Annotated in this window: 18 protein-coding genes; 9 read left to right on the top strand and 9 right to left on the bottom strand. The window is 62.2% G+C overall.

Features of this window, described 5'->3' with window-relative positions:
* Positions 1 to 90: 90 nt before the first annotated feature.
* The 3 genes from JN756_RS07715 to JN756_RS07705 are packed head-to-tail and all read right to left on the bottom strand — an operon-like array spanning position 91 to position 2,101.
* Positions 91 to 708: a TPM domain-containing protein gene (locus JN756_RS07715; RefSeq protein ID WP_108526015.1), complete on the bottom strand. Its 618-nt coding sequence runs from the start codon at positions 706 to 708 to the stop codon at positions 91 to 93.
* A 31-nt stretch (positions 709 to 739) separates the two neighbouring features.
* A complete protein-coding gene (locus JN756_RS07710; RefSeq protein WP_201021969.1) occupies positions 740 to 1,471 on the bottom strand; it encodes a TPM domain-containing protein in 732 nt (243 codons plus the stop codon).
* Positions 1,472 to 1,489: 18 nt separating this feature from the next.
* Positions 1,490 to 2,101: a LemA family protein gene (locus tag JN756_RS07705; RefSeq protein WP_017844848.1), complete on the bottom strand. Its 612-nt coding sequence runs from the start codon at positions 2,099 to 2,101 to the stop codon at positions 1,490 to 1,492.
* A 241-nt stretch (positions 2,102 to 2,342) separates the two neighbouring features.
* Between JN756_RS07705 and bglX the strand changes: the two genes are divergently transcribed.
* Positions 2,343 to 4,634 (top strand): beta-glucosidase BglX, encoded by a 2,292-nt coding sequence (bglX, locus tag JN756_RS07700; protein ID WP_201021968.1) that lies wholly within the window; start codon positions 2,343 to 2,345, stop codon positions 4,632 to 4,634.
* Between the two features lie 172 nt (positions 4,635 to 4,806).
* Here bglX and JN756_RS07695 read toward each other — a convergent pair whose 3' ends face one another.
* From JN756_RS07695 to JN756_RS07680, 4 genes are all read right to left on the bottom strand, one after another.
* On the bottom strand, positions 4,807 to 5,964 hold the full coding sequence (locus JN756_RS07695) for a phospholipase D-like domain-containing protein (protein ID WP_057004751.1): 1,158 nt from the start codon (positions 5,962 to 5,964) through the stop codon (positions 4,807 to 4,809).
* A 1-nt stretch (position 5,965) separates the two neighbouring features.
* Positions 5,966 to 6,556: a YceI family protein gene (locus JN756_RS07690; protein ID WP_017844844.1), complete on the bottom strand. Its 591-nt coding sequence runs from the start codon at positions 6,554 to 6,556 to the stop codon at positions 5,966 to 5,968.
* Positions 6,557 to 6,655: 99 nt separating this feature from the next.
* Positions 6,656 to 6,970: a hypothetical protein gene (locus JN756_RS07685; RefSeq protein ID WP_017844843.1), complete on the bottom strand. Its 315-nt coding sequence runs from the start codon at positions 6,968 to 6,970 to the stop codon at positions 6,656 to 6,658.
* Positions 6,967 to 8,049: a serine hydrolase domain-containing protein gene (locus JN756_RS07680; RefSeq protein WP_046384412.1), complete on the bottom strand. Its 1,083-nt coding sequence runs from the start codon at positions 8,047 to 8,049 to the stop codon at positions 6,967 to 6,969. The genes JN756_RS07685 and JN756_RS07680 overlap by 4 nt, the downstream gene beginning before the upstream one ends.
* A gap of 185 nt (positions 8,050 to 8,234) precedes the next feature.
* On the opposite strand from JN756_RS07680, the gene olsB reads away from it, so the two are divergent.
* Entirely contained in the window at positions 8,235 to 8,990 is a 756-nt protein-coding gene (gene olsB, locus JN756_RS07675) for an L-ornithine N(alpha)-acyltransferase (RefSeq protein ID WP_017844841.1), read from the top strand.
* Positions 8,990 to 9,781, top strand: a complete 792-nt coding sequence (locus JN756_RS07670; RefSeq protein WP_057004749.1) for a lysophospholipid acyltransferase family protein — start codon at positions 8,990 to 8,992, stop codon at positions 9,779 to 9,781. Before olsB ends, JN756_RS07670 begins: the two co-directional genes overlap by 1 nt.
* A gap of 109 nt (positions 9,782 to 9,890) precedes the next feature.
* On the opposite strand, the gene JN756_RS07665 is transcribed toward JN756_RS07670, so the two are convergent.
* Positions 9,891 to 10,475 carry an acyl carrier protein phosphodiesterase gene (locus JN756_RS07665; protein WP_201021967.1) on the bottom strand — a complete coding sequence of 195 codons (585 nt, stop codon included), beginning with the start codon at positions 10,473 to 10,475 and terminating at the stop codon, positions 9,891 to 9,893.
* Positions 10,476 to 10,629: 154 nt separating this feature from the next.
* Here JN756_RS07665 and JN756_RS07660 point away from each other — a divergent pair, with 154 nt between their 5' ends.
* The 3 genes from JN756_RS07660 to JN756_RS07650 are packed head-to-tail and all read left to right on the top strand — an operon-like array spanning position 10,630 to position 13,219.
* Positions 10,630 to 10,956 (top strand): ArsR/SmtB family transcription factor, encoded by a 327-nt coding sequence (locus JN756_RS07660; RefSeq protein ID WP_017844838.1) that lies wholly within the window; start codon positions 10,630 to 10,632, stop codon positions 10,954 to 10,956.
* Between the two features lie 13 nt (positions 10,957 to 10,969).
* The gene (locus tag JN756_RS07655; RefSeq protein ID WP_017844837.1) at positions 10,970 to 12,136 is read left to right on the top strand and encodes an MFS transporter; all 1,167 of its coding nucleotides are present in this window, start codon (positions 10,970 to 10,972) and stop codon (positions 12,134 to 12,136) included.
* A 27-nt stretch (positions 12,137 to 12,163) separates the two neighbouring features.
* On the top strand, positions 12,164 to 13,219 hold the full coding sequence (locus JN756_RS07650) for an alkene reductase (protein ID WP_201021966.1): 1,056 nt from the start codon (positions 12,164 to 12,166) through the stop codon (positions 13,217 to 13,219).
* A gap of 296 nt (positions 13,220 to 13,515) precedes the next feature.
* On the opposite strand, the gene JN756_RS07645 is transcribed toward JN756_RS07650, so the two are convergent.
* Positions 13,516 to 14,148, bottom strand: coding sequence for a TetR family transcriptional regulator (locus tag JN756_RS07645; RefSeq protein WP_046384415.1), 633 nt, complete (start codon positions 14,146 to 14,148; stop codon positions 13,516 to 13,518).
* A gap of 286 nt (positions 14,149 to 14,434) precedes the next feature.
* On the opposite strand from JN756_RS07645, the gene JN756_RS07640 reads away from it, so the two are divergent.
* Genes JN756_RS07640 through adeC form a run of 3 tightly spaced genes read left to right on the top strand, consistent with a single transcriptional unit; the run spans position 14,435 to position 20,202 of the window.
* A complete protein-coding gene (locus JN756_RS07640; protein WP_201021965.1) occupies positions 14,435 to 15,583 on the top strand; it encodes an efflux RND transporter periplasmic adaptor subunit in 1,149 nt (382 codons plus the stop codon).
* A gap of 3 nt (positions 15,584 to 15,586) precedes the next feature.
* Entirely contained in the window at positions 15,587 to 18,748 is a 3,162-nt protein-coding gene (locus JN756_RS07635; protein ID WP_108526005.1) for an efflux RND transporter permease subunit, read from the top strand.
* Complete coding sequence (gene adeC, locus JN756_RS07630) at positions 18,745 to 20,202, top strand: AdeC/AdeK/OprM family multidrug efflux complex outer membrane factor (RefSeq protein ID WP_046384418.1); 1,458 nt, start codon at positions 18,745 to 18,747, stop codon at positions 20,200 to 20,202. The genes JN756_RS07635 and adeC overlap by 4 nt, the downstream gene beginning before the upstream one ends.
* The last annotated feature ends 93 nt before the right edge of the window (positions 20,203 to 20,295 follow it).

The raw sequence follows: 20,295 nt of genomic DNA, 5'->3' as shown, positions 1-20,295 counted from the left end.
GGGAGGGGGCTTGCCCCCGATAGCAGTGGGTCAGCCATGAAGATGTTGACTGACTCACCGCCATCGGGGGCAAGCCCCCTCCCACATGGGTTATTCGAGCACGATCAGGCGATTGGGCAATTCATTGCGCGCGTGCGTCAGCGGCACATGCACCTTGAGCAACTCTCCGCTGGCTTCGATGCAGGCAATGAACCCGGCCAACGTCTGGCCCTGTTTCACCTGCTGGGTAAACGCCTTGACGATACCATCCCAACTGCTGTCATCCAGGCGTTTGGAAATCCCGTTATCCACCAGGATCTCCACATAGCGCTCGGCCTCGCTGACAAAAATCAACACCCCGGTGCCGCCCAGCGTGTGGTGCAGGTTCTGCTCGAGGAACTGACGCCGCGCCAGGTTCGACGCGCGCCAGTGGCGTACCGAGCGGGGGATCAGCCGCGTGGTGACCTTGGGCAGGCGAAACACCAGGCACAGCACGATGAATGTCGCCCACTGCGCCAACAACAAGGTGTACATGCTCAGGTAGCCCGAGAAGTAATGCACCACCCCCGGCACCACCAACGCGATCAGGCTGGCCCACAGCAACGGGATGTAGGCGTAATCGTCGGCACGCGCGGCCAGCACGGTCACCAGCTCGGCGTCGGTCTGTCGCTCGACCCGGGCGATCGCTTCGGCGACCTGGCGTTGTTCGTGTTCAGTCAGTAGTGCCATGGTTGTAAACGCTCGTTTTTAGTTATTGTCATCACCAGCCGCCCGAAGCCCCGCCACCGCCGAAACCGCCACCGCCGCCGCGAAAACCACCGCCACCGCCGCCGCCTCCCCCACCGCCACGGCCACTGCTGCTGAGAATCGCCAACAGGATCGCCCACACGGGCAGGCCCAGGCGATTGCACAGCCACAACACGCCGATCAGCAGGACGAACAAGCCGATGGAAAACCCCGGATTATCCTTGGCGAAGTTGGCATCCACCACATGGGCCGGCACCGCCAGCGGCTCGCCGCCCACCACCTGGATCATCGCGGCGACGCCGTCGCTGATGCCCTGGCTGAACTTGCCGGCCTTGAACTTGGGCGCAATCACCTGATTGATGATCACCCACGACTGCGCATCGGTCAGCGTGCCTTCCAGGCCATAACCGACTTCGATGCGCAATTTGCGCTCATCGCGGGCGACGATCAACAGCGCACCGTTGTCCTTGCCCTTCTGGCCGATGCCCCACTGGCGCCCCAACTGATAACCGTAGTCTTCAATCGGCACGCCCTGCAGGTCAGGCACGGTGACCACCACGATCTGGTCGCCACGGCTTTGCTCCAGCGCCTGCAATTGCTGGGTCAACTGCTCGCGCACCGCCGGGTCGATCATCTGCGCAGTGTCCACCACCCGCCCGGTCAACGCCGGGAAGGTCAACGCCGCCTGGGCCACGCCCGCGCAGGCCAACAGCCACAGCGCCAGGCCTATCCGTAATAAACGCATCGACACCTCAATGCAGCTTTATTTGAACTTCACTTGCGGCGCTTTATCGGCATCGGCAGTGGTGGCTTCAAACGTGGCGCGGATCGGCAGATCGCTGTACATCACGCTGTGCCACAGGCGCCCCGGGAACGTGCGGATCTCGGTGTTGTACGCCTGCACCGCCTGGATAAAGTCGCGACGCGCCACGGCGATACGGTTTTCCGTGCCTTCCAGTTGCGACTGCAGGGCCAGGAAGTTCTGGTTGGCCTTCAGGTCCGGGTAGCGCTCGGACACCACCATCAAGCGGCTGAGCGCACTGCTCAAACCGTCCTGGGCTTGCTGGAACTGCTTGAGTTTTTCCGGGTTGTCGAGGGTGCTGGCGTCGACCTGGATCGACGTGGCCTTGGCCCGCGCTTCAATCACTGCGGTGAGGGTGTCTTGTTCATGGGTTGCGTAACCCTTGACCACTTCCACCAGGTTGGGGATCAGGTCGGCACGCCGTTGATACTGGTTCTGCACCTGGCCCCAGGCCGCCTTGGCCTGTTCATCCAGGGTCGGAATGGTGTTGATGCCGCAACCGCTCAGCACTGTGCTGATCAATAGCAAAGCCGCGGCCTTCAAGCCCCAGCGGTAACCTTGTGCTGCTTGCATGGTGTTTCTCCTGCCCAACCTTGATGGAATTTGACGACTCGCCCTATAAACCGCGCACATGGGGCATAATCCGCCCCCACTACTGGAATGCATCGAGCCAATCAGCTAAAAAGATGCCCAGCGCGATAAAGAGTTCAGAGTGTGCTGCATTTTTCTGAACGACACCCGAACAACAATAGACGCTCCCCACATTTTGGCCGATCAGCCTAACCGCTGTGCAGTGCGCCGAAAAAGGATATTCATGAAGAAGCTGTGTTTGCTCGGCCTTGTTGCCACTCTGGCCACCCACCCCGTCTGGGCAGAAACAAAGCCTGCTGCGCTTAAAGACAAGGACGCCTTCGTCAGCGACCTGCTCAAGCAGATGACCCTCGATGAAAAGATCGGCCAATTGCGCCTGATCAGCATCGGCCCGGAAATGCCCCGCGAGCTGATCCGCAAGGAAATCGCCGCCGGCCGCATCGGTGGCACCTTCAACTCCATCACCCGCCCGGAAAACCGTCCGATGCAGGACGCGGCCATGCGCAGCCGGTTGAAGATCCCGATGTTCTTCGCCTACGACGTGATCCACGGCCACCGCACGATTTTCCCGATCAGCCTGGCCCTGGCGTCCAGCTGGGACATGAACGCCATCGGCCGCTCCGGGCGCATTGCCGCCCAGGAAGCCGCGGCCGACAGCCTCGACATCACCTTCGCGCCGATGGTCGACATCTCCCGCGACCCGCGCTGGGGCCGCACCTCCGAAGGCTTCGGTGAAGACACCTACCTGGTGTCGCGCATCGCCGAAGTGATGGTCAAGGCCTTCCAGGGCAGCAGCGCGGCGAATGCCGACAGCATCATGGCCAGCGTCAAGCACTTCGCCCTGTACGGTGCGGTGGAAGGCGGTCGCGACTACAACGTGGTCGACATGAGCCCGGTCAAGATGTACCAGGACTACCTGCCGCCCTACCACGCGGCGATCAAGGCCGGTGCCGGCGGTGTGATGGTCGCGCTCAACTCGATCAACGGCGTGCCCGCCACCGCCAACACCTGGCTGATGAACGACCTGCTGCGCAAGGACTGGGGCTTCAAGGGCCTGGCCGTCAGCGACCACGGCGCGATCTTCGAGCTGATCAAGCACGGCGTGGCCAAGGACGGGCGTGAAGCCGCCAAGCTGGCGATCAAGGCCGGCATCGACATGAGCATGAACGACTCGCTGTATGGCAAGGAATTGCCGGGGCTGCTCAAGTCCGGCGAGATCGAGCAGAGCGACATCGACAACGCCGTGCGTGAAGTGCTCGGCGCCAAGTACGACATGGGCCTGTTCAAAGACCCGTACCTGCGCATCGGCAAGGCCGAGGACGACCCGGCCGACACCAACGCCGAAAGCCGTCTGCACCGCACCGATGCACGTGACATAGCACGCCGCAGCATGGTCCTGCTGAAGAACCAGAACGACACCCTGCCGCTGAAAAAATCCGCGACCATCGCCCTGGTCGGCCCACTGGCCAAGGCCCCCATCGACATGATGGGCAGCTGGGCCGCCGCCGGTAAGCCGGCACAATCGGTGACCCTGCTCGACGGCCTCAACGCGGTGATCGGTGAAAAGGGCAAGATCATCTATGCCCGTGGCGCCAACATCACCAACGACAAGGCCGTGGTCGACTACCTCAACTTCCTCAACTTCGATGCCCCGGAAGTGGTGGATGACACCCGCCCGGCCCAGGTGATGATCGACGAAGCGGTCAAGGCCGCCAAGGATGCCGATGTGGTGGTCGCTGCCGTGGGCGAGTCCCGTGGCATGTCCCACGAATCGTCCAGCCGCACCGACCTGAACATCCCACAAAGCCAGCGCGACCTGATCAAGGCCCTCAAAGCCACCGGCAAGCCACTGGTGCTGGTGCTGATGAACGGCCGTCCGCTGTCGATTCTCGAAGAAAACCAGCAAGCCGACGCGATCCTGGAAACCTGGTTCGCCGGCACCGAAGGCGGCAACGCCATCGCCGACGTGCTGTTCGGTGACTACAACCCGTCGGGCAAGCTGCCGATCACGTTCCCACGTTCGGTGGGGCAGATTCCGACCTACTACAACCACCTGACCATCGGCCGGCCGTTTACCCCAGGCAAGCCGGGTAACTACACCTCGCAGTACTTCGATGACACCACCGGGCCACTGTTCCCGTTCGGCTATGGCTTGAGCTACACCACGTTCAGCCTGTCGGACATGGCGCTGTCGTCCACCACCCTGAACAAGAGCGGTAAGCTCGACGCCAGCGTCACCGTGAAAAACACCGGCAAGGTCGACGGCGAAACCGTGGTGCAGCTGTATATCCAGGACGTGGCCGGCTCGATGATCCGCCCGATCAAGGAGCTGAAGAACTTCCAGAAAGTCATGCTCAAGGCCGGCGAAGAGCGCACGTTGCACTTCACCATTACCGAAGAGGACTTGAAGTTCTACAACAGCCAGCTCAAGTTCGCGGCGGAACCGGGTGAGTTCAATGTGCAGATCGGCTTGGACTCCCAGGATGTGCAGCAGCAGACCTTCGAGCTGCTCTAACGCCCGCCCCCGCCCTCTGTAGGAGCGAGCTTGCTCGCGAAGACCGTTAACGATGACGCGCTCATGCTGAATGAACGCGTTGTTCTCAGGTTTTTCGCGAGCAAGCTCGCTCCTACAGTTAAGCGAATTGAGCGAATTAAGCGCGTTGAGCGCGTTGGGTGAGTTGGGCGCGTCAGTCGCGTCGATTGAGCAGGTTCACCACCAACCGATCGATCCACCCCCACACCCGCTGCTTCACCCGCCGCCATAACGGCCGCGACTTCCACGCCTCCAGGCTCACCGCCTGGCTCTGGGCAAAATCCCGTTCGAAACTGCCGGCCACGGCCAGCGTCAGCGCAGGGTCCAACGCTTCGAGGTTGGCTTCCAGGTTGAAGCGCAAATTCCAGTGGTCGAAGTTGCACGAGCCGATGCTGACCCAATCGTCCACCAAGACCATCTTCAGGTGCAGGAAGCACGGCTGGTATTCAAATATCTGCACGCCCGAGCGCAGCAAACGCGGGTAATAACGGTGCCCGGCGTAGCGCACGGACGGGTGATCGGTACGCGGGCCGGTCAGCAGCAAGCGCACGTCCACGCCGCGCCCCGCCGCCCGGCGCAAGGCCCGACGCACGCCCCAGGTGGGCAGGAAATACGGGGTCGCCAACCAGATGCGCCGGTGGCCGCTGCTCAGCGCGCGGATCAGCGAGTGCAGAATATCGCGGTGTTGGCGCGCGTCGGCATAGGCAACACGGCCGAGACCAGACCCGGTCGGCGGTACTTTGGGCAAGTGCGGCAAGCCGAAATGGGTGGCCGGTTTCCAGGCGCGGCGGTCGTCGTTGGCCAACCATTGCCGGTCGAACAGCGCTTGCCAGTCGAGCACCAGCGGGCCGTCGATCTGCACCATCACTTCATGCCAGTCGGCGCTGTCCTGCCCCGGTGTCCAGAACTCATCGGTGACGCCGGTACCGCCGACCACGGCGATGCCTTGATCGACCAGCAATAATTTGCGGTGGTCGCGGTACAGGTTGCCCATCCAGCGCCGCCATTCCAGGCGATTGTAAAAGCGCAGTTCCACACCGGCGTCGGTCAGGCGCTTACGCAACCCGAGGGTGAACGCCAGGCTGCCGTAATCATCGAACAGGCAGCGCACCCGCACGCCCCGCTCAGCCGCCTGCGCCAGCGCCTGCACCAAGACTTCGGCGCAGGCGCCGGCTTCCACCAGGTATAACTCCAGATCCACCTGATGCTCTGCCCGGGCAATGTCCACCAGCATTTGCGGGAAAAAGCTCGGCCCGTCGATCAACAACTCGAAACGGTTGGCGCTGCGCCACGGGAACACTGCGCCGCTCATGTCAGCGCGCCGTAAAGATCAGTACCGCACCCACCGGCACCGCCAAACTGATCGACGCCAGCCCAGCCGCGTTGCGCAACGCCGTCACACCCGGCACCAGCTCAAAATCCTCGGCGCGCAACACCAGCGGTTCCAGGGTCACCACCTGGAAACGCCGATCATCCAGGCGCGTGGCCAACAGCTCGGCGTTGTAGGTGTGGGTCTTGCCATGCAGCGTGACGCTTAATGGCAGGCGCAACTCCAACTGCGCGCCGGGGGCCAGGTCGTTGATCGGTTGCAGGTTGATCTGCGTGCTGATCAGCGCTTCGGGGAAGGTCTTGATCTCGAACAGTTGATTGCGCATGCGCTCATCGCGCAGCGGGATGCCGCTGTTGACCGACTCCAACTCCACTTCCACCTGCGCCGCACCGTTGCGGTCGACCTTGCCGTGCAGCACCAGGAAGCGCTGCACCTCGGCAATCTCGGTGTTTTTGGTGGTGACGAACGACAGCCGCGAGGACTCGTTGTCCAGGTACCAGTCCGCGTGGGCAGGCACGGCGGCGGCGGCCAGCAGGGCGAAGGCCAGGGGTTTGATGACAGACGCGTTGAACATTAAAGACTCGTGGGGCGGAAAACCTGAACGAACCTTAACTGTGCCGCCTGCCGGGCGCAATGTAGCTGACAAAGCCACCCCCACCTCGGAGATGACGTGTCAGGGGTTGAGGCGGCAGCCCTGATGTTCGCCCAACCATCTGGCCGTATGGGTACGCCCCAATCCACTGGCGCTGACTTCACTGCGCTCCGGGTCATCGGTGAACGCACTGATCGGCACGTACTGCTTCACATACCCCCGGCAATACTCGGCGGGATTATTCTGCACATACCGGCACGAGCAGTACTCCTTGGCCGTATACGCCGCGATGATGTCGGGGAAGGCTTGCAGGTTGACGCGCTCGTGCCAGCCCCAGCCCAGCACGGCGAGCAACAGCAGCAGAAAAAGACTGGTAAACGGCCGACGGCGGATCATGGCTGCACCGCCGCCAGCACGCGTTTGAGCAGTTCGTTGTGGCGGTAGCTGTCATCGCGGTCATCGCCGTAGCGCACGATCACCAGATGTTCGTCGGGCATGACATACAGCGCCTGGCCCCAGTGGCCGAGGGCGGCGAAGGTGTCGGCGGGGGCGTCGGGCCAGGGTCTTGGGGCGCCCTGCACGGCGCGGTTGAGCCACCAATGGCCGCCGGGCATGGCTTCGTCCTGGCCGGCCTTGTAGTGATCGAACGGTTGTCGATTGAAATCGACCCAGGCTTTCGGCACCAACTGTTGCTCCCGCCAGCGACCGTCGCGCGCCATCAGCAGGCCGACGCGCGCCAGGTCGCGGGCGGTGAGGTAGGCGTAGGACGAGGCGACGAAGGTTTCATCGGCATCGGTTTCCCAAGTGGCGTTGTGAATGCCCAGCGGCTTGAACAGCGCATCCCACGGGTAGCTCATGTAGGCCTTGTGGCCGAGCATGCCCTTGAGCGCGGCGGAGAGCAGGTTGCTGTCGCCGCTGGAATAACGGAAGGCCTCGCCCGGCGCGCGGGCGGTGTGCATGCCGGCGACGAACTCCGCCATGTCGGCGCGGCCGCGGGTGTAGAGCATCGCGACGACCGAGGATTTCAGCGGGGCATATTCGTAATCTTCCTGCCAATCGAGGCCCGAGGCCCAGTGCAGCAAGTCGGCCATCGTCACGCTTGGATGCTGTTTCATCGGCGGGTAGAAACGTGCGGCGGGGTCGCTCAGTTTGAAGCGGCTTTCGCCGTAGGCCACGCCCAGCACGGTGGCCATCAGGCTTTTGCTGACCGACCAGGTCAGGTGCGGCGTGCTCGCGGTGGTGGGCATGGCGTAGCGCTCGTAGATGACTTCGCCATCGCGGATCACCAGCAGCGCGTCGGTGCGGATGCCTTGGCGCGTGGCGTCGTCACGCCGGGGAAACGCATAGGCATTCAGGGCATCGACAGCGGGACCTTCGATCGGCGTGCCCTTGGCCCAGTCTTTGTCAGGCCAGGTTTCGGCGCGGGTGGTGACGGTGGCTAACAACAGGGCAACGCACAACAAGCCTCTGACCATGGACACGAACTCAAGGGGCCATTCAAGCCCGCGAGCCTAGCCGAGGCCGATGACAGATTGGCGACATAAGTGCCTGTCATCTAAGCGTCACCGTAACTTCATGGAGATGACACCGAGCCTACATAGCCTGAGTTTGGACAAACAAGTCGACCGGCCGGAACGTGGCTGGCACTCGGAGATTCGCCATGACTCAGATCGCCCGCATCAGCGACACCGGCAATGAACGCCGTCTGCAAGCCGAACGCCTGATCGGCGCCCAGGCTTTGCAAGAAGCCCAGGCCCTGCGGTTCAACGTGTTCAGCGGCGAGTTCAACGCCAAGCTGAAAGGCGCGGAACTGGGCCTGGACATGGATGACTATGATGTTCACTGCAGCCACATTGGCGTGCGGGATTTGAACAGCGGTCGACTGGTGGCCACCACCCGTTTGCTCGATCACCAGGCCGCCAGCACCCTGGGCCGGTTCTACAGCGAAGAAGAATTCAGCCTGCATGGCCTGCTGCACTTGCAGGGCCCGATCCTGGAAATCGGCCGCACCTGCGTCGACCCGGCCTACCGCAACGGCGGCACCATCGCAGTGCTGTGGGGCGAGTTGGCCGAAGTGCTCAACGAGGGCTGCTACAGCTACCTGATGGGTTGCGCGAGCATCCCGATGCACGATGGCGGCATCCAGGCCCACGCGATCATGCAGCGCCTGCGCGAACGCTACCTGTGCAACGAACACCTGCGCGCCGAGCCGAAAAAACCGCTGCCGGCGCTGGACCTGCCGTCCAACGTCATCGCGGAAATGCCGCCGCTGCTCAAGGCGTATATGCGCCTGGGCGCGAAGATCTGCGGCGAGCCGTGCTGGGATGAAGATTTCCAGGTGGCCGACGTGTTCATTCTGCTCAAGCGCGATGAGCTGTGCCCGCGCTATGCGCGCCACTTCAAGGCGGCCATGTGATGGGCCGCGTGCGCGTGTACGCGCGGATCGCCCGGGTACTGTTGGTGGTGGCGCTGGGCTTGAGCATGGCCAGTGTGTTCGGTGTGTTCGAGCGCCTGGGGGTGGCCAACTCGATGGTGCGCCGTCAGCGTTGGTCGCGGTTCTTTATGTCGCGGCTGACCAACGCCCTGCCCTTTCGCGTGACGGTACACGGTGAATTGCCGCAGACACCGATGCTGTGGGTGAGCAATCACGTGTCCTGGACCGACATCCCGCTGCTGGGCATGGTCACGCCGATGTCGTTCTTGTCCAAGGCCGAAGTCCGCACCTGGCCGGTGGCCGGCTGGTTGGCGGCAAAGGCCGGTAGCCTGTTTATTCGCCGCGGTTCAGGCGACAGCCAACTGATCCGCAAACAGATGACCCGTCACCTGGAGCAGCAACACCCGCTGCTGATGTTCCCCGAAGGCACCACCACCGACGGGCGCAGCCTGCGTACCTTTCACGGGCGCCTGCTGGCCAGTGCGATCGAGGCGGATGTGTCGCTGCAACCGGTGGCGATCCGGTATCTGCGCGATGGGCAAGTGGACCCGCTGGCGCCGTTCATTGGCGATGACGATTTGCTCTCGCACCTGATGCGCCTGTTTGCCAACGACCAGGGCGATGTGGAAATCCATGTGCTCACGCCGATTGCCTGTGCCGGGCAGGAACGCGCGGCGCTGGCGTTCCAGGCGCAGCAGGCGGTGCAGAAGGCGTTGTTCGGGCCGCTGCCGGAAGCAGAGCAGATTGCGGTTCGGCCGGCATTCGCAGCCTGAAGCGAGCACAGTCAACAATGTGGGAGGGGGCTTGCCCCCGATGGCGGTGTGTCAGTCAATGCATGTGCTGACTGAACCACCGCCATCGGGAGCAAGCTCCCTCCCACATTTAGATCTCAGTGGTCAGCTGGGCTTGGGCAAATTTTTGCAACTCTGGATAAAACAGCCGGAAGTCTTCACTCAACGGTTCGTATAACGTGCGCAATTCCTGCATCGCATGGCCCAGTTCCTCAGGCTGCGTCAGGCGCCGCGAGATCCCCCGCAATACCGGCTCCATCACCGCGAACTCGCGGTATGAGCCCAGCCAATCATCCGCCGCCATGTACGGCGCAATCTGCGCCAGCCGCCCCGGCAACTGCGGTTCGGCCGCCAGCAAGCGGTACACCTGGGAGGTGAAGTGTTCCAGGGGCTGCTCGGCATACAGCGCCCAATCCCGCGCCAGGCAGTGATCGAAAAACACGTCGAGGACGATCCCGGCATAACGCCGGCGCGTCAGGCTAAAGCGCGACAACGCTTCGCCGACCTGCGGATGGCTGTCGGTGAAACGGTCGATGGAACGATGCAACTGGATGGCCGCTTCGATCGGCGGGCTGAACTGGCCTTGCAGGCGACCTTTGACGAAGTCGCCATAGAGGCTGCCCAGCAGTTGCGCAGGAAGTTGGCCGCCCAGGTGCAGATGTGCGAGATAATTCATGGTGTGCAGTCTATCACTGCCGTCAACGCATCGTTATAACCCGATATACCGATTCAGTCTGGCCTAAGACCGAAATCATATTGGAATATCGGGATATACCGATTTAAAGTTCGCCTCATCGCGATATAACGCTTTACGACACCGAGCAACCGCCATGTCCATCGACCTCGACGAAATAATAAAAGCCCTGGCGCACCCAGTACGGCGAGACATCCTCACTTGGCTGAAAGACCCGAAAGTGCAATTCCCCGAGCAACTGCACAACCACGAATACGGCATCTGCGCCGGGCAGATCGACCAGCGCTGCGGCTTGTCCCAGTCGACCGTGTCGGCGCACCTGGCGACCTTGCAACGGGCGGGATTGATCAGCAGCCAGAAGGCCGGGCAGTGGCACTTTTTCAAACGCAACGAGGAAACGATCCAAGCCTTCCTCACTGCGCTCATCACTGAGCTCAGTTCTGAAATCCGCGCACCACTGTAACAAGGACACGCACATGCCCCTCTCGCTCCTCATCCTCGCCCTGAGCGCCTTCGCCATCGGCACCACCGAGTTCGTCATCATGGGCTTGCTGCCCGATGTGGCGGCGGACTTGGGCGTGTCGATTCCCGGCGCCGGCTGGCTGGTGACCGGCTACGCCCTCGGCGTGGCCATCGGCGCGCCGTTCATGGCGCTGGCCACCGCCAGGCTGCCACGCAAGGCCGCGCTGGTCGCGTTGATGGGCATTTTCATTATCGGCAACCTGCTCTGCGCCCTGGCCAGCGACTACAACGTGCTGATGTTTGCCCGCGTGGTCACTGCGCTGTGCCACGGTGCGTTCTTCGGGATCGGTTCGGTGGTCGCCGCCAACCTGGTGCCGGCCAACAAGCGTGCGTCCGCCGTGGCCTTGATGTTCACCGGCCTGACCCTGGCCAACGTACTGGGCGTGCCCTTGGGTACGGCGCTGGGCCAGGAAGCCGGCTGGCGCTCGACCTTCTGGGCGGTGACCGTGATCGGCGTGATCGCGTTGATCGGCCTGATCCGCTTCCTGCCGGCCAAGCGCGATGAAGAAAAACTCGACATGCGCGCCGAACTGGCCGCCCTCAAGGGCGCCGGCATCTGGTTGTCGCTGACCATGACTGCGCTGTTCGCCGCGTCCATGTTCACCCTCTTCACGTATGTCGCGCCGCTGCTCGGCGACGTCACCGGCGTATCGCCCAAGGGCGTGACCTGGACCCTGCTGCTGATCGGCCTGGGCCTCACCGTGGGCAACATCATCGGCGGCAAGCTGGCGGACAAACGCCTGGCCGCCACCCTGATCGGCGTGTTCATCAGCATGGCGGTGGTCTCCACCGCGCTGACCTGGACCAGCATCGCGGTGATCCCGACCGAAATCACCTTGTTCCTCTGGGCCACCGCCTCGTTTGCCGCCGTGCCCGCGCTGCAGATCAACGTGGTGACCTTCGGCAAGGCCGCGCCGAACCTGGTGTCCACCTTGAACATCGGCGCCTTCAACATCGGCAATGCCCTCGGCGCCTGGGTCGGCGGCAGCGTGATTGCCCACGGTTTCGGCCTGACCAGCGTGCCCCTGGCCGCCGCGGCCCTGGCGATCCTCGCGCTGCTGGTGACCCTGATCACTTTCCGTCAGAGCGGCGATGCCGACCTGGCCCCTGCGACCAACTGATCAACTTAAAGAGAAGGGTGTTATCCCATGACGACTATTTTCGATCCGATCACACTGGGCGACCTGGAACTGTCGAACCGCATCATCATGGCGCCGCTGACCCGCTGCCGTGCCGACGCCGGTCGCGTGCCCAATGCGCTGATGGCCGAGTACTACGTACAACGCGCCTCCGCCGGGCTGATCCTCAGCGAAGCCATGTCCGTGACGCCGATGGGCGTGGGCTACCCGGACACCCCGGGCATCTGGTCCAACGATCAGGTACGTGGCTGGGCCAATGTGACCAAGGCCGTACATGCCGCGGGCGGCAAGATCTTCCTGCAACTGTGGCACGTCGGCCGGATCTCCCACCCTTCTTACCTGAACGGTGAACCCCCGGTGGCACCGAGTGCGATCCAGCCTAAAGGCCACGTCAGCCTGGTCCGCCCGCTGGCCGACTACCCAACGCCTCGCGCCCTGGAAACCGCTGAAATCGCCGACATCGTCGACGCCTACCGCACCGGTGCCGAGAACGCCAAGGCCGCCGGTTTCGACGGCGTGGAAATCCACGGCGCCAACGGCTACCTGCTCGACCAGTTCCTGCAAAGCAGCACCAACCATCGCACCGACAACTACGGCGGCTCCCTGGAAAACCGCGCGCGCCTGCTGCTGGAAGTGACCGACGCCGCCATCGAAGTCTGGGGCGCCGGCCGCGTGGGCGTCCACCTGGCACCGCGCGCCGATTCCCACGACATGGGTGACGACAACCTGGCCGAAACCTTCACCTACGTCGCCCGCGAACTGGGCAAACGCGGCATCGCCTTTATCTGCTCGCGTGAAAAAGAAGGCGCTGACAGCCTCGGCCCGCAATTGAAAGAAGCCTTCGGCGGCGTGTACATCGCCAACGAACGCTTTACCAAGGACAGCGCCAACGCCTGGCTGGCCTCGGGCAAGGCGGATGCGGTGGCCTTTGGCGTGCCGTTCATTGCCAACCCGGACCTGCCGGCACGCTTGAAAGCCGATGCGCCGCTGAACCAGGCGCACCCGGAAACCTTCTATGCCAAGGGCCCGGTCGGTTACATCGACTACCCGACCCTGGCGCTATGATGCGTTGAAACGAAAAAGCCCCGGCTCGCAAGAACCGGGGCTTTTTTTCGCCGATCGGGAAAACACCCCGGATCAAATGTGGGAGAGGGCTTGCTCCCTCCCACATTAGATCTCAGCGGTCCGGAGAAACATTCCTTCACAGCCTTGCAACAAAAACGCTACAAAATACTTAGGCGGCTATCTTTCAACCACCCGCCAGCCCGTATATAAAGTCATCCCACCAATAAGTCAGCAGGACGATTGCCCGCCCTTAGGCTTTACTGTTGAAACAATTGGATGCAATTACATATTTTGACTTAATTGCGCAGGCTAGGGCTCAAGCGCAGCATGTCCAGCCCTGCATCGACCCAACGCTCAGCCTCCTGGTGCAGCTCAAAACTGTCCGGCACCAGCAGCCATTGGCCCAACAAGCCATTGATGTAGGCATGAATGCACACTGCTGCGCGCGTGGTGTCGAGGTTTTCCGGGAGTTGCCCGCGATGGACCGCGTTACGCAAGGTCAGGCTGATACGCAGGTTGCACTCCAGGCTGTGGGTCTGGCGTTGACGGCGCATGTCGCACATCTCATCGGTGAACTCGCACTTATGAATCAGGATTTCGTTGATGCGCCGGGTTTTCGGGTCCAGGACCACTTGATGGAACAGATGAATCAGCAGCTTGCGCATACACCCCAGCGGGTCGACTTCATCCTCGCTTTCACTGGCCCTGGCCAGCTCGTCCAGGGGTTCGTGCAGGGTCTCGAGCAATGCCTGCAACAGGTCGGACTTATTGCTGAAGTGCCAATAGATGGCGCCTCGCGTTACCCCGGCCAGCGCGGCGATGTCCGCCAGTGTGGTCCGCGCTACACCCCGCTCATAAAAGGCCTGCTCAGCAGCGTCGAGAATCTGGCTGCGCGTTTCCTGAGCTTCCTCTTTGGTGCGACGGACCATGGCAATAAAACCTCAATCAAAACATGTGGGACTATCGGTAACGCTGCTTTAATAGGCGCTAACGAGCATCTGAATAATTGTGGGACGACACCGTCATGGGCGCCGAACGGACTAAAATCGAGGCTCGGGGCGGCGCTGTGTCAATACCGCGCGAAGCCTGTCAAGAGTTTACAAACAACCATGAACGTAAGTATATTGCGTAGCAAGCTACTTATCTACTCACAGCTTGTTTTTTACCCTTCCACCCTTCTTGTGCGCAGTCTGCGCGCCTGACCCGAGGATCTTCATGCAACTTAAGCCAGCTGTTACCGCTCTGGTCACTGCCGTCGCCCTGGCATCGCTGCTCAGCGGATGCAAAAAGGAAGAGGCGGCTCCGCCCGCGCAAACTCCTCTGGTCGGCGTGGTCACCCTTCAACCGCAAGCCTTTACCCTGACGTCCGAGCTGCCAGGCCGCACCACCGCCTACCGCATCGCGGAAGTCCGTCCGCAGGTCAATGGCATCATCCTCAAGCGCCTGTTCAAGGAAGGCGGGGATGTGAAAGAAGGCCAGCAGCTTTATCAGATCGATCCGTCGGTCTATGACGCCACCCTGAAAAGCGCACAGGCCAGCCTGTCCCAGACCAAGTCGATCTCCGACCGCTACAAGCAGTTGGTCGATGAGCAAGCCGTCAGCCGTCAGGAATACGACACGGCCGTGGCCAACCGCATGACCGCCGAAGCCAATGTGCAAACCGCCCAGATCAACGTGCGCTACACCAAGGTGTTCGCGCCGATCTCCGGGCGTATCGGGCGTTCCTCGGTCACCGAAGGCGCGCTGGTCAGCAATGCCCAGGCCGATGCCATGGCGGTGATCCAGCAACTGGACCCGATCTACGTCGACGTCACGCAGTCTTCGGCTGAAATGCTGAAACTGCGCCGCGACCTGGAAAGCGGCCAACTGGAGAAAGCCGGCGCCAATGCCGCCAAGGTCAAGCTGACCCTGGAAGACGGCAGCAGCTATGGCCTGGACGGCAAACTGGAGTTCTCCGAAGTGTCGGTTGACCAGACCACCGGTTCGGTCACCCTGCGCGCCGTGTTCCCCAACCCTGACCACACCCTGCTGCCTGGCATGTTCGTACACGCCCAGTTGCAAGCCGGTGTGAACAGCAAGGCGATCCTGGCACCGCAGCAAGGCGTGACCCGAGACCTCAAGGGTATCCCGACGGCGTTGGTGGTCAACGCGGACAACAAAGTTGAGCAGCGCGTGCTGGTCGCCAACCGCACCGCCGGCGCTTACTGGCTGGTGGAAAAAGGCTTGAACGCCGGTGACCGTGTGATCACCGAAGGCTTGCAGTACGTCAAGCCGGGCGTCCAGGTCAAGGTCAAGGACGCCGACAACGCCCAGCCTGCCGGTACCGCCGCTCCTGCTGCCGCTGCTGCTGGCAAAGGGGAGTAATCCATGTCGAAATTTTTTATCGACCGTCCCATTTTCGCCTGGGTGATTGCCCTGGTGATCATGCTGGTCGGGGCACTGTCGATCCTGAAGTTGCCCATCAACCAGTACCCGGCGATTGCGCCGACCGCCATTGATATCCAGGTGACCTACCCAGGTGCATCCGCACAAACCGTGCAGGACACCGTGGTGCAGGTGATCGAACAACAGCTCAACGGTATCGACAACCTGCGTTATGTGTCATCGGACAGTAACTCCGACGGCAGCATGACCATCACCGTGACGTTCAACCAGGGTACCAACCCGGACATCGCCCAGGTCCAGGTGCAGAACAAACTGAACCTGGCGACCCCGCTGCTGCCGCAAGAAGTGCAGCAGCAGGGTATCCGCGTGACCAAGTCGGTGAAGAACTTCCTGATGGTGATCGGTCTGGTGTCGGAAGACGGCAGCATGACCAAGGACGACCTGTCCAACTACATCGTGTCCAACATCCAGGACCCGATTTCCCGTACTGCGGGTGTAGGTGACTTCCAGGTATTCGGTTCGCAGTACGCCATGCGTATCTGGCTCGATCCGGCCAAGCTGAACAACTATCAGTTGACCCCGGTAGACGTCAGCACCGCGATCTCGGCACAGAACGTACAAGTGGCCACCGGCCAATTGGGCGGCCTGCCTGCCCTGCCCGGCACCCAATTGAACGCGACCATCATCGGTAAGACCCGCCTGCAGACCACTGAGCAGTTCGGCAATATCCTGATGAAGGTCAACACCGACGGTTCACAGGTTCGCTTGAAGGACGTCGCGCGTATCGAGCTGGGCGGCCAGACCTACAGCATCAGCGCGCAGTTCAACGGCAACCCGGCGTCCGGTATGGCGATCAAGCTGGCCTCCGGCGCCAACGCCCTGGACACCGCCAAGGCCATCCGTGCCACGGTCGCGTCCCTGGAACCGTTCTTCCCGCCAGGCATGAAGGCGGTGGTGCCGTATGACACCACTCCAGTGGTGACCGAATCGATTTCCGGTGTGGTACACACTCTGGTCGAGGCGATCGTGCTGGTGTTCCTGGTGATGTTCCTGTTCCTGCAGAACTTCCGCGCCACCATCATCACCACCATGACTGTACCGGTGGTATTGCTGGGTACCTTCGGGATCCTGGCCGCGTTCGGCTTCACCATCAACACCCTGACCATGTTCGGCATGATCCTGGCCATCGGCTTGCTGGTGGACGACGCCATCGTCGTGGTGGAAAACGTCGAGCGGGTGATGGCCGAGGAGCACCTGTCGCCGAAAGAGGCGACGGTCAAGTCCATGGGCCAGATCCAGGGCGCCCTGGTGGGTATTGCCCTGGTGCTGTCGGCGGTACTGTTGCCGATGGCATTCTTCGGCGGCTCCACCGGTGTGATCTACAAACAGTTCTCCATCACCATCGTTTCGGCCATGGCGTTGTCGGTACTGGTTGCGCTGATCTTCACCCCGGCCTTGTGCGCCACCATGCTCAAGCCGATCGACCCCGAGACGCACGGCCAACCCAAGCGTGGTTTCTTCGGCTGGTTCAACCGCACCTTCGACCGTAGCGTACTGAGCTACGAGCGCGGCGTGGGGAACATGATCAGGCACAAGATTCCGGCGTTCCTCGTTTACGTGCTGATCTTTGCCGGCATGATCTGGTTGTTCATGCGGATCCCGGCAGCGTTCCTGCCCGACGAAGACCAGGGCGTGATCTTTGCCCAGGTGCAGACGCCGGTCGGCTCAACGGCCGAGCGCACGCAGAAAGTCATCGACGACATGCGTATCTTCCTGCTCAAAGACAAGGAAGGCGAACCCGGCGAAGGCAAGGGCGTGAAATCGGTCTTTACCGTGAACGGCTTCAACTTCGCGGGGCGTGGTCAAAGCTCGGGCCTGGCATTCGTGATGCTCAAACCGTGGGATGAGCGTGACGCGTCCACCTCGGTGTTCGAGATCGCCAAGCGCGCCCAAGGTTACTTCATGCAGACGTTCCAGGACGCCATGGTGTTTGCCATCGTGCCACCGTCTGTACTGGAGTTGGGTAACGCGACCGGTTTCGACGTGTTCCTGCAGGACCAGGGCGGCGTCGGCCATGACAAGTTGATGGCTGCGCGCAACCAGTTCCTGGGCATGGCCGCCCAGAGCAAGATCCTCGCCGGTGTGCGCCCCAACGGCGTGAACGATGAGCCGCAGTACGAGCTCACCGTCGACGACGAGAAGGCCAGTGCCCAGGGTATTACGCTGTCGAGCATCAACCAGACCCTGGCGATTGCCTTGGGTGGCAGCTACGTCAACGACTTCATCGACCGTGGTCGAGTGAAGAAGGTGTACGTGCAGGGTGAGGCCGCCAGCCGGATGTCCCCTGAAGACCTGAACAAATGGTTCGTGCGCAGCAGCTCCGGGAAGATGGTGCCGCTGTCGGCCATCGCTTCGGGCAAGTGGATCTTCGGTTCGCCGAAACTCTCGCGCTACAACGGTGTGGCGGCGATGGAAATCCTCGGTACCCCGGCACCGGGCTACAGTACCGGTGAAGCCATGGCCGAAGTCGAACGTATCGCCAAGCAACTGCCGGCGGGTGTCGGCTACGCCTGGACGGGCCTGTCGTATGAAGAACGCCTGTCCGGCTCCCAGGCACCTGCGCTGTACGCCCTGTCGCTGCTGGTGGTGTTCCTCTGCCTCGCGGCGCTGTACGAAAGCTGGTCGATCCCGATCGCGGTGGTACTCGTCGTGCCGCTGGGTGTGGTGGGTGCGTTGATCGCCACCAGCCTGCGTGGCTTGTCCAACGACGTGTTCTTCCAGGTGGGCTTGCTGGTGACGGTGGGCCTGGCGGCGAAGAACGCCATCCTGATCGTGGAATTCGCCAAAGAGCTTCACGAACAAGGCAAAGGCATTGTCGAGTCGGCGATCGAAGCGTCGCGCATGCGTCTGCGACCGATCATCATGACCTCCATGGCGTTCATCCTCGGCGTATTGCCGCTGGCGATCTCCTCGGGCGCCGGCTCAGGCAGCCAGCATGCGATCGGTACCGGCGTTATCGGCGGTATGATCACCGCCACGGTCCTGGCGATATTCTGGGTGCCCCTGTTCTTCGCAACCGTGTCCGCCATGGGCGAACGCAAAAAGACTGAACCCAAGCAAACTCCTAAAGAGGCTGGCCAATGAGCAAGTCGCTACTTTCCTTAGCCGTCACGGCATTCGTGCTCAGTGGCTGCTCGCTGATACCTGACTATCAGCGCCCCGAGGCGCCGGTGGCCGCGCAGTTCCCGCAGGGCCCGGCGTATTCGTCGGCCCAGGCTCCGAACCAGGCCGCCGCCGAACAGGGCTGGAAGCAGTTTTTCCATGACCCTGCCCTGCAACAGCTGATCCAGACCGCACTGGTGAACAACCGCGACCTGCGCGTCGCGGCCTTGAACATCGATGCTTACGCGGCGCAGTACAACATCCAGCGCGCCGACCTGTTCCCGGCCGTATCGGCCACTGGCAGCGGCAGCCGCCAGCGGACACCGGCACGCATGTCGCAAACCGGTAAAGCAGGCATCAGCAGTTCGTACTCGGCCACCCTGGGCATCAGCTCCTATGAGCTGGACCTGTTCGGCCGTGTCCGCAGCCTGAGCGAGGAAGCGCTGCAGAAATACTTCGCAACCGAAGAAGCGCGGCGCAGCACCCAGATCAGCCTGGTGGCCAGTGTGGCCACCGCCTACCTGACCTGGCAGGCCGACAAGGAATTGCTCAAGCTGACCCAGGAAACCCTGGGCGCATACGAGCAAAGCTACAAGCTGACCTCGCGCAGCAACGAAGTCGGCGTGTCCTCGGCCCTCGACCTGAGCCAAGCGCGCACCTCGGTGGAAAACGCCCGGGTGGCCCTGGCACGCTATACCCGCCAGGTGGCCCAGGACGAAAACAGCCTGACCCTGCTACTCGGCACCGGCCTGCCGGCGAATCTCGTCAGCAAGCCGCTGTCGGATAACCTGCTCAGCGAAGTGCCGACCGGGTTGCCATCGGACCTGTTGCAGCGTCGCCCCGACATCCTGCAGGCCGAGTACAACCTCAAGGCAGCCAACGCCAACATCGGCGCCGCCCGTGCGGCGTTCTTCCCGAGCATCAGCCTGACAGCCAACGCCGGGACCATGAGCCCGGACCTGGGCGGTCTGTTCAAAGGCGGCTCGGGCACCTGGTCGTTCGCCCCGCAGATCAACATCCCGATCTTCAACGCCGGCAGCCTGCGCGCCAGCCTGGACTACTCGAAGATCCAGAAAGAGATCAACGTGGCAAACTACGAGAAGGCCATCCAGACCGGCTTCCAGGAAGTTTCCGACGGCCTCGCCGCGCGTGAGACCTACAAGGAGCAGTTGGAGGCCCAGCGTGGTTTCGTCGCCGCCAACCAGGATTACTACCGCCTGGCCGAGCGTCGCTACCGCATTGGTGTCGACAGCAACCTGACGTTCCTCGACGCCCAGCGCCAGCTGTTCAGTGCCCAGCAATCGCTGATCACCGACCGCCTCGCGCAGTTGACCAGCGAGGTCAACCTGTACAAGGCCCTCGGCGGTGGCTGGAGCGAGCAAACGGCGAAGAACGAGCCGTTGAAAGAAGAAGCACCGGCGTTGAAGTTGTTCTGATCACACCGCTGTAGACAAAACCGCTTCCCTCACTGGAAGCGGTTTTTTTATGCCTGGTCATCGGTGTTTGCTATGACCACAACGCTCTCCCGC

It is taken from the genome of Pseudomonas sp. Y39-6 (assembly GCF_023651955.1).
GTDB lineage: Bacteria > Pseudomonadota > Gammaproteobacteria > Pseudomonadales > Pseudomonadaceae > Aquipseudomonas > Aquipseudomonas veronii.
This window is presented reverse-complemented; position numbering and strand designations above follow the sequence as displayed.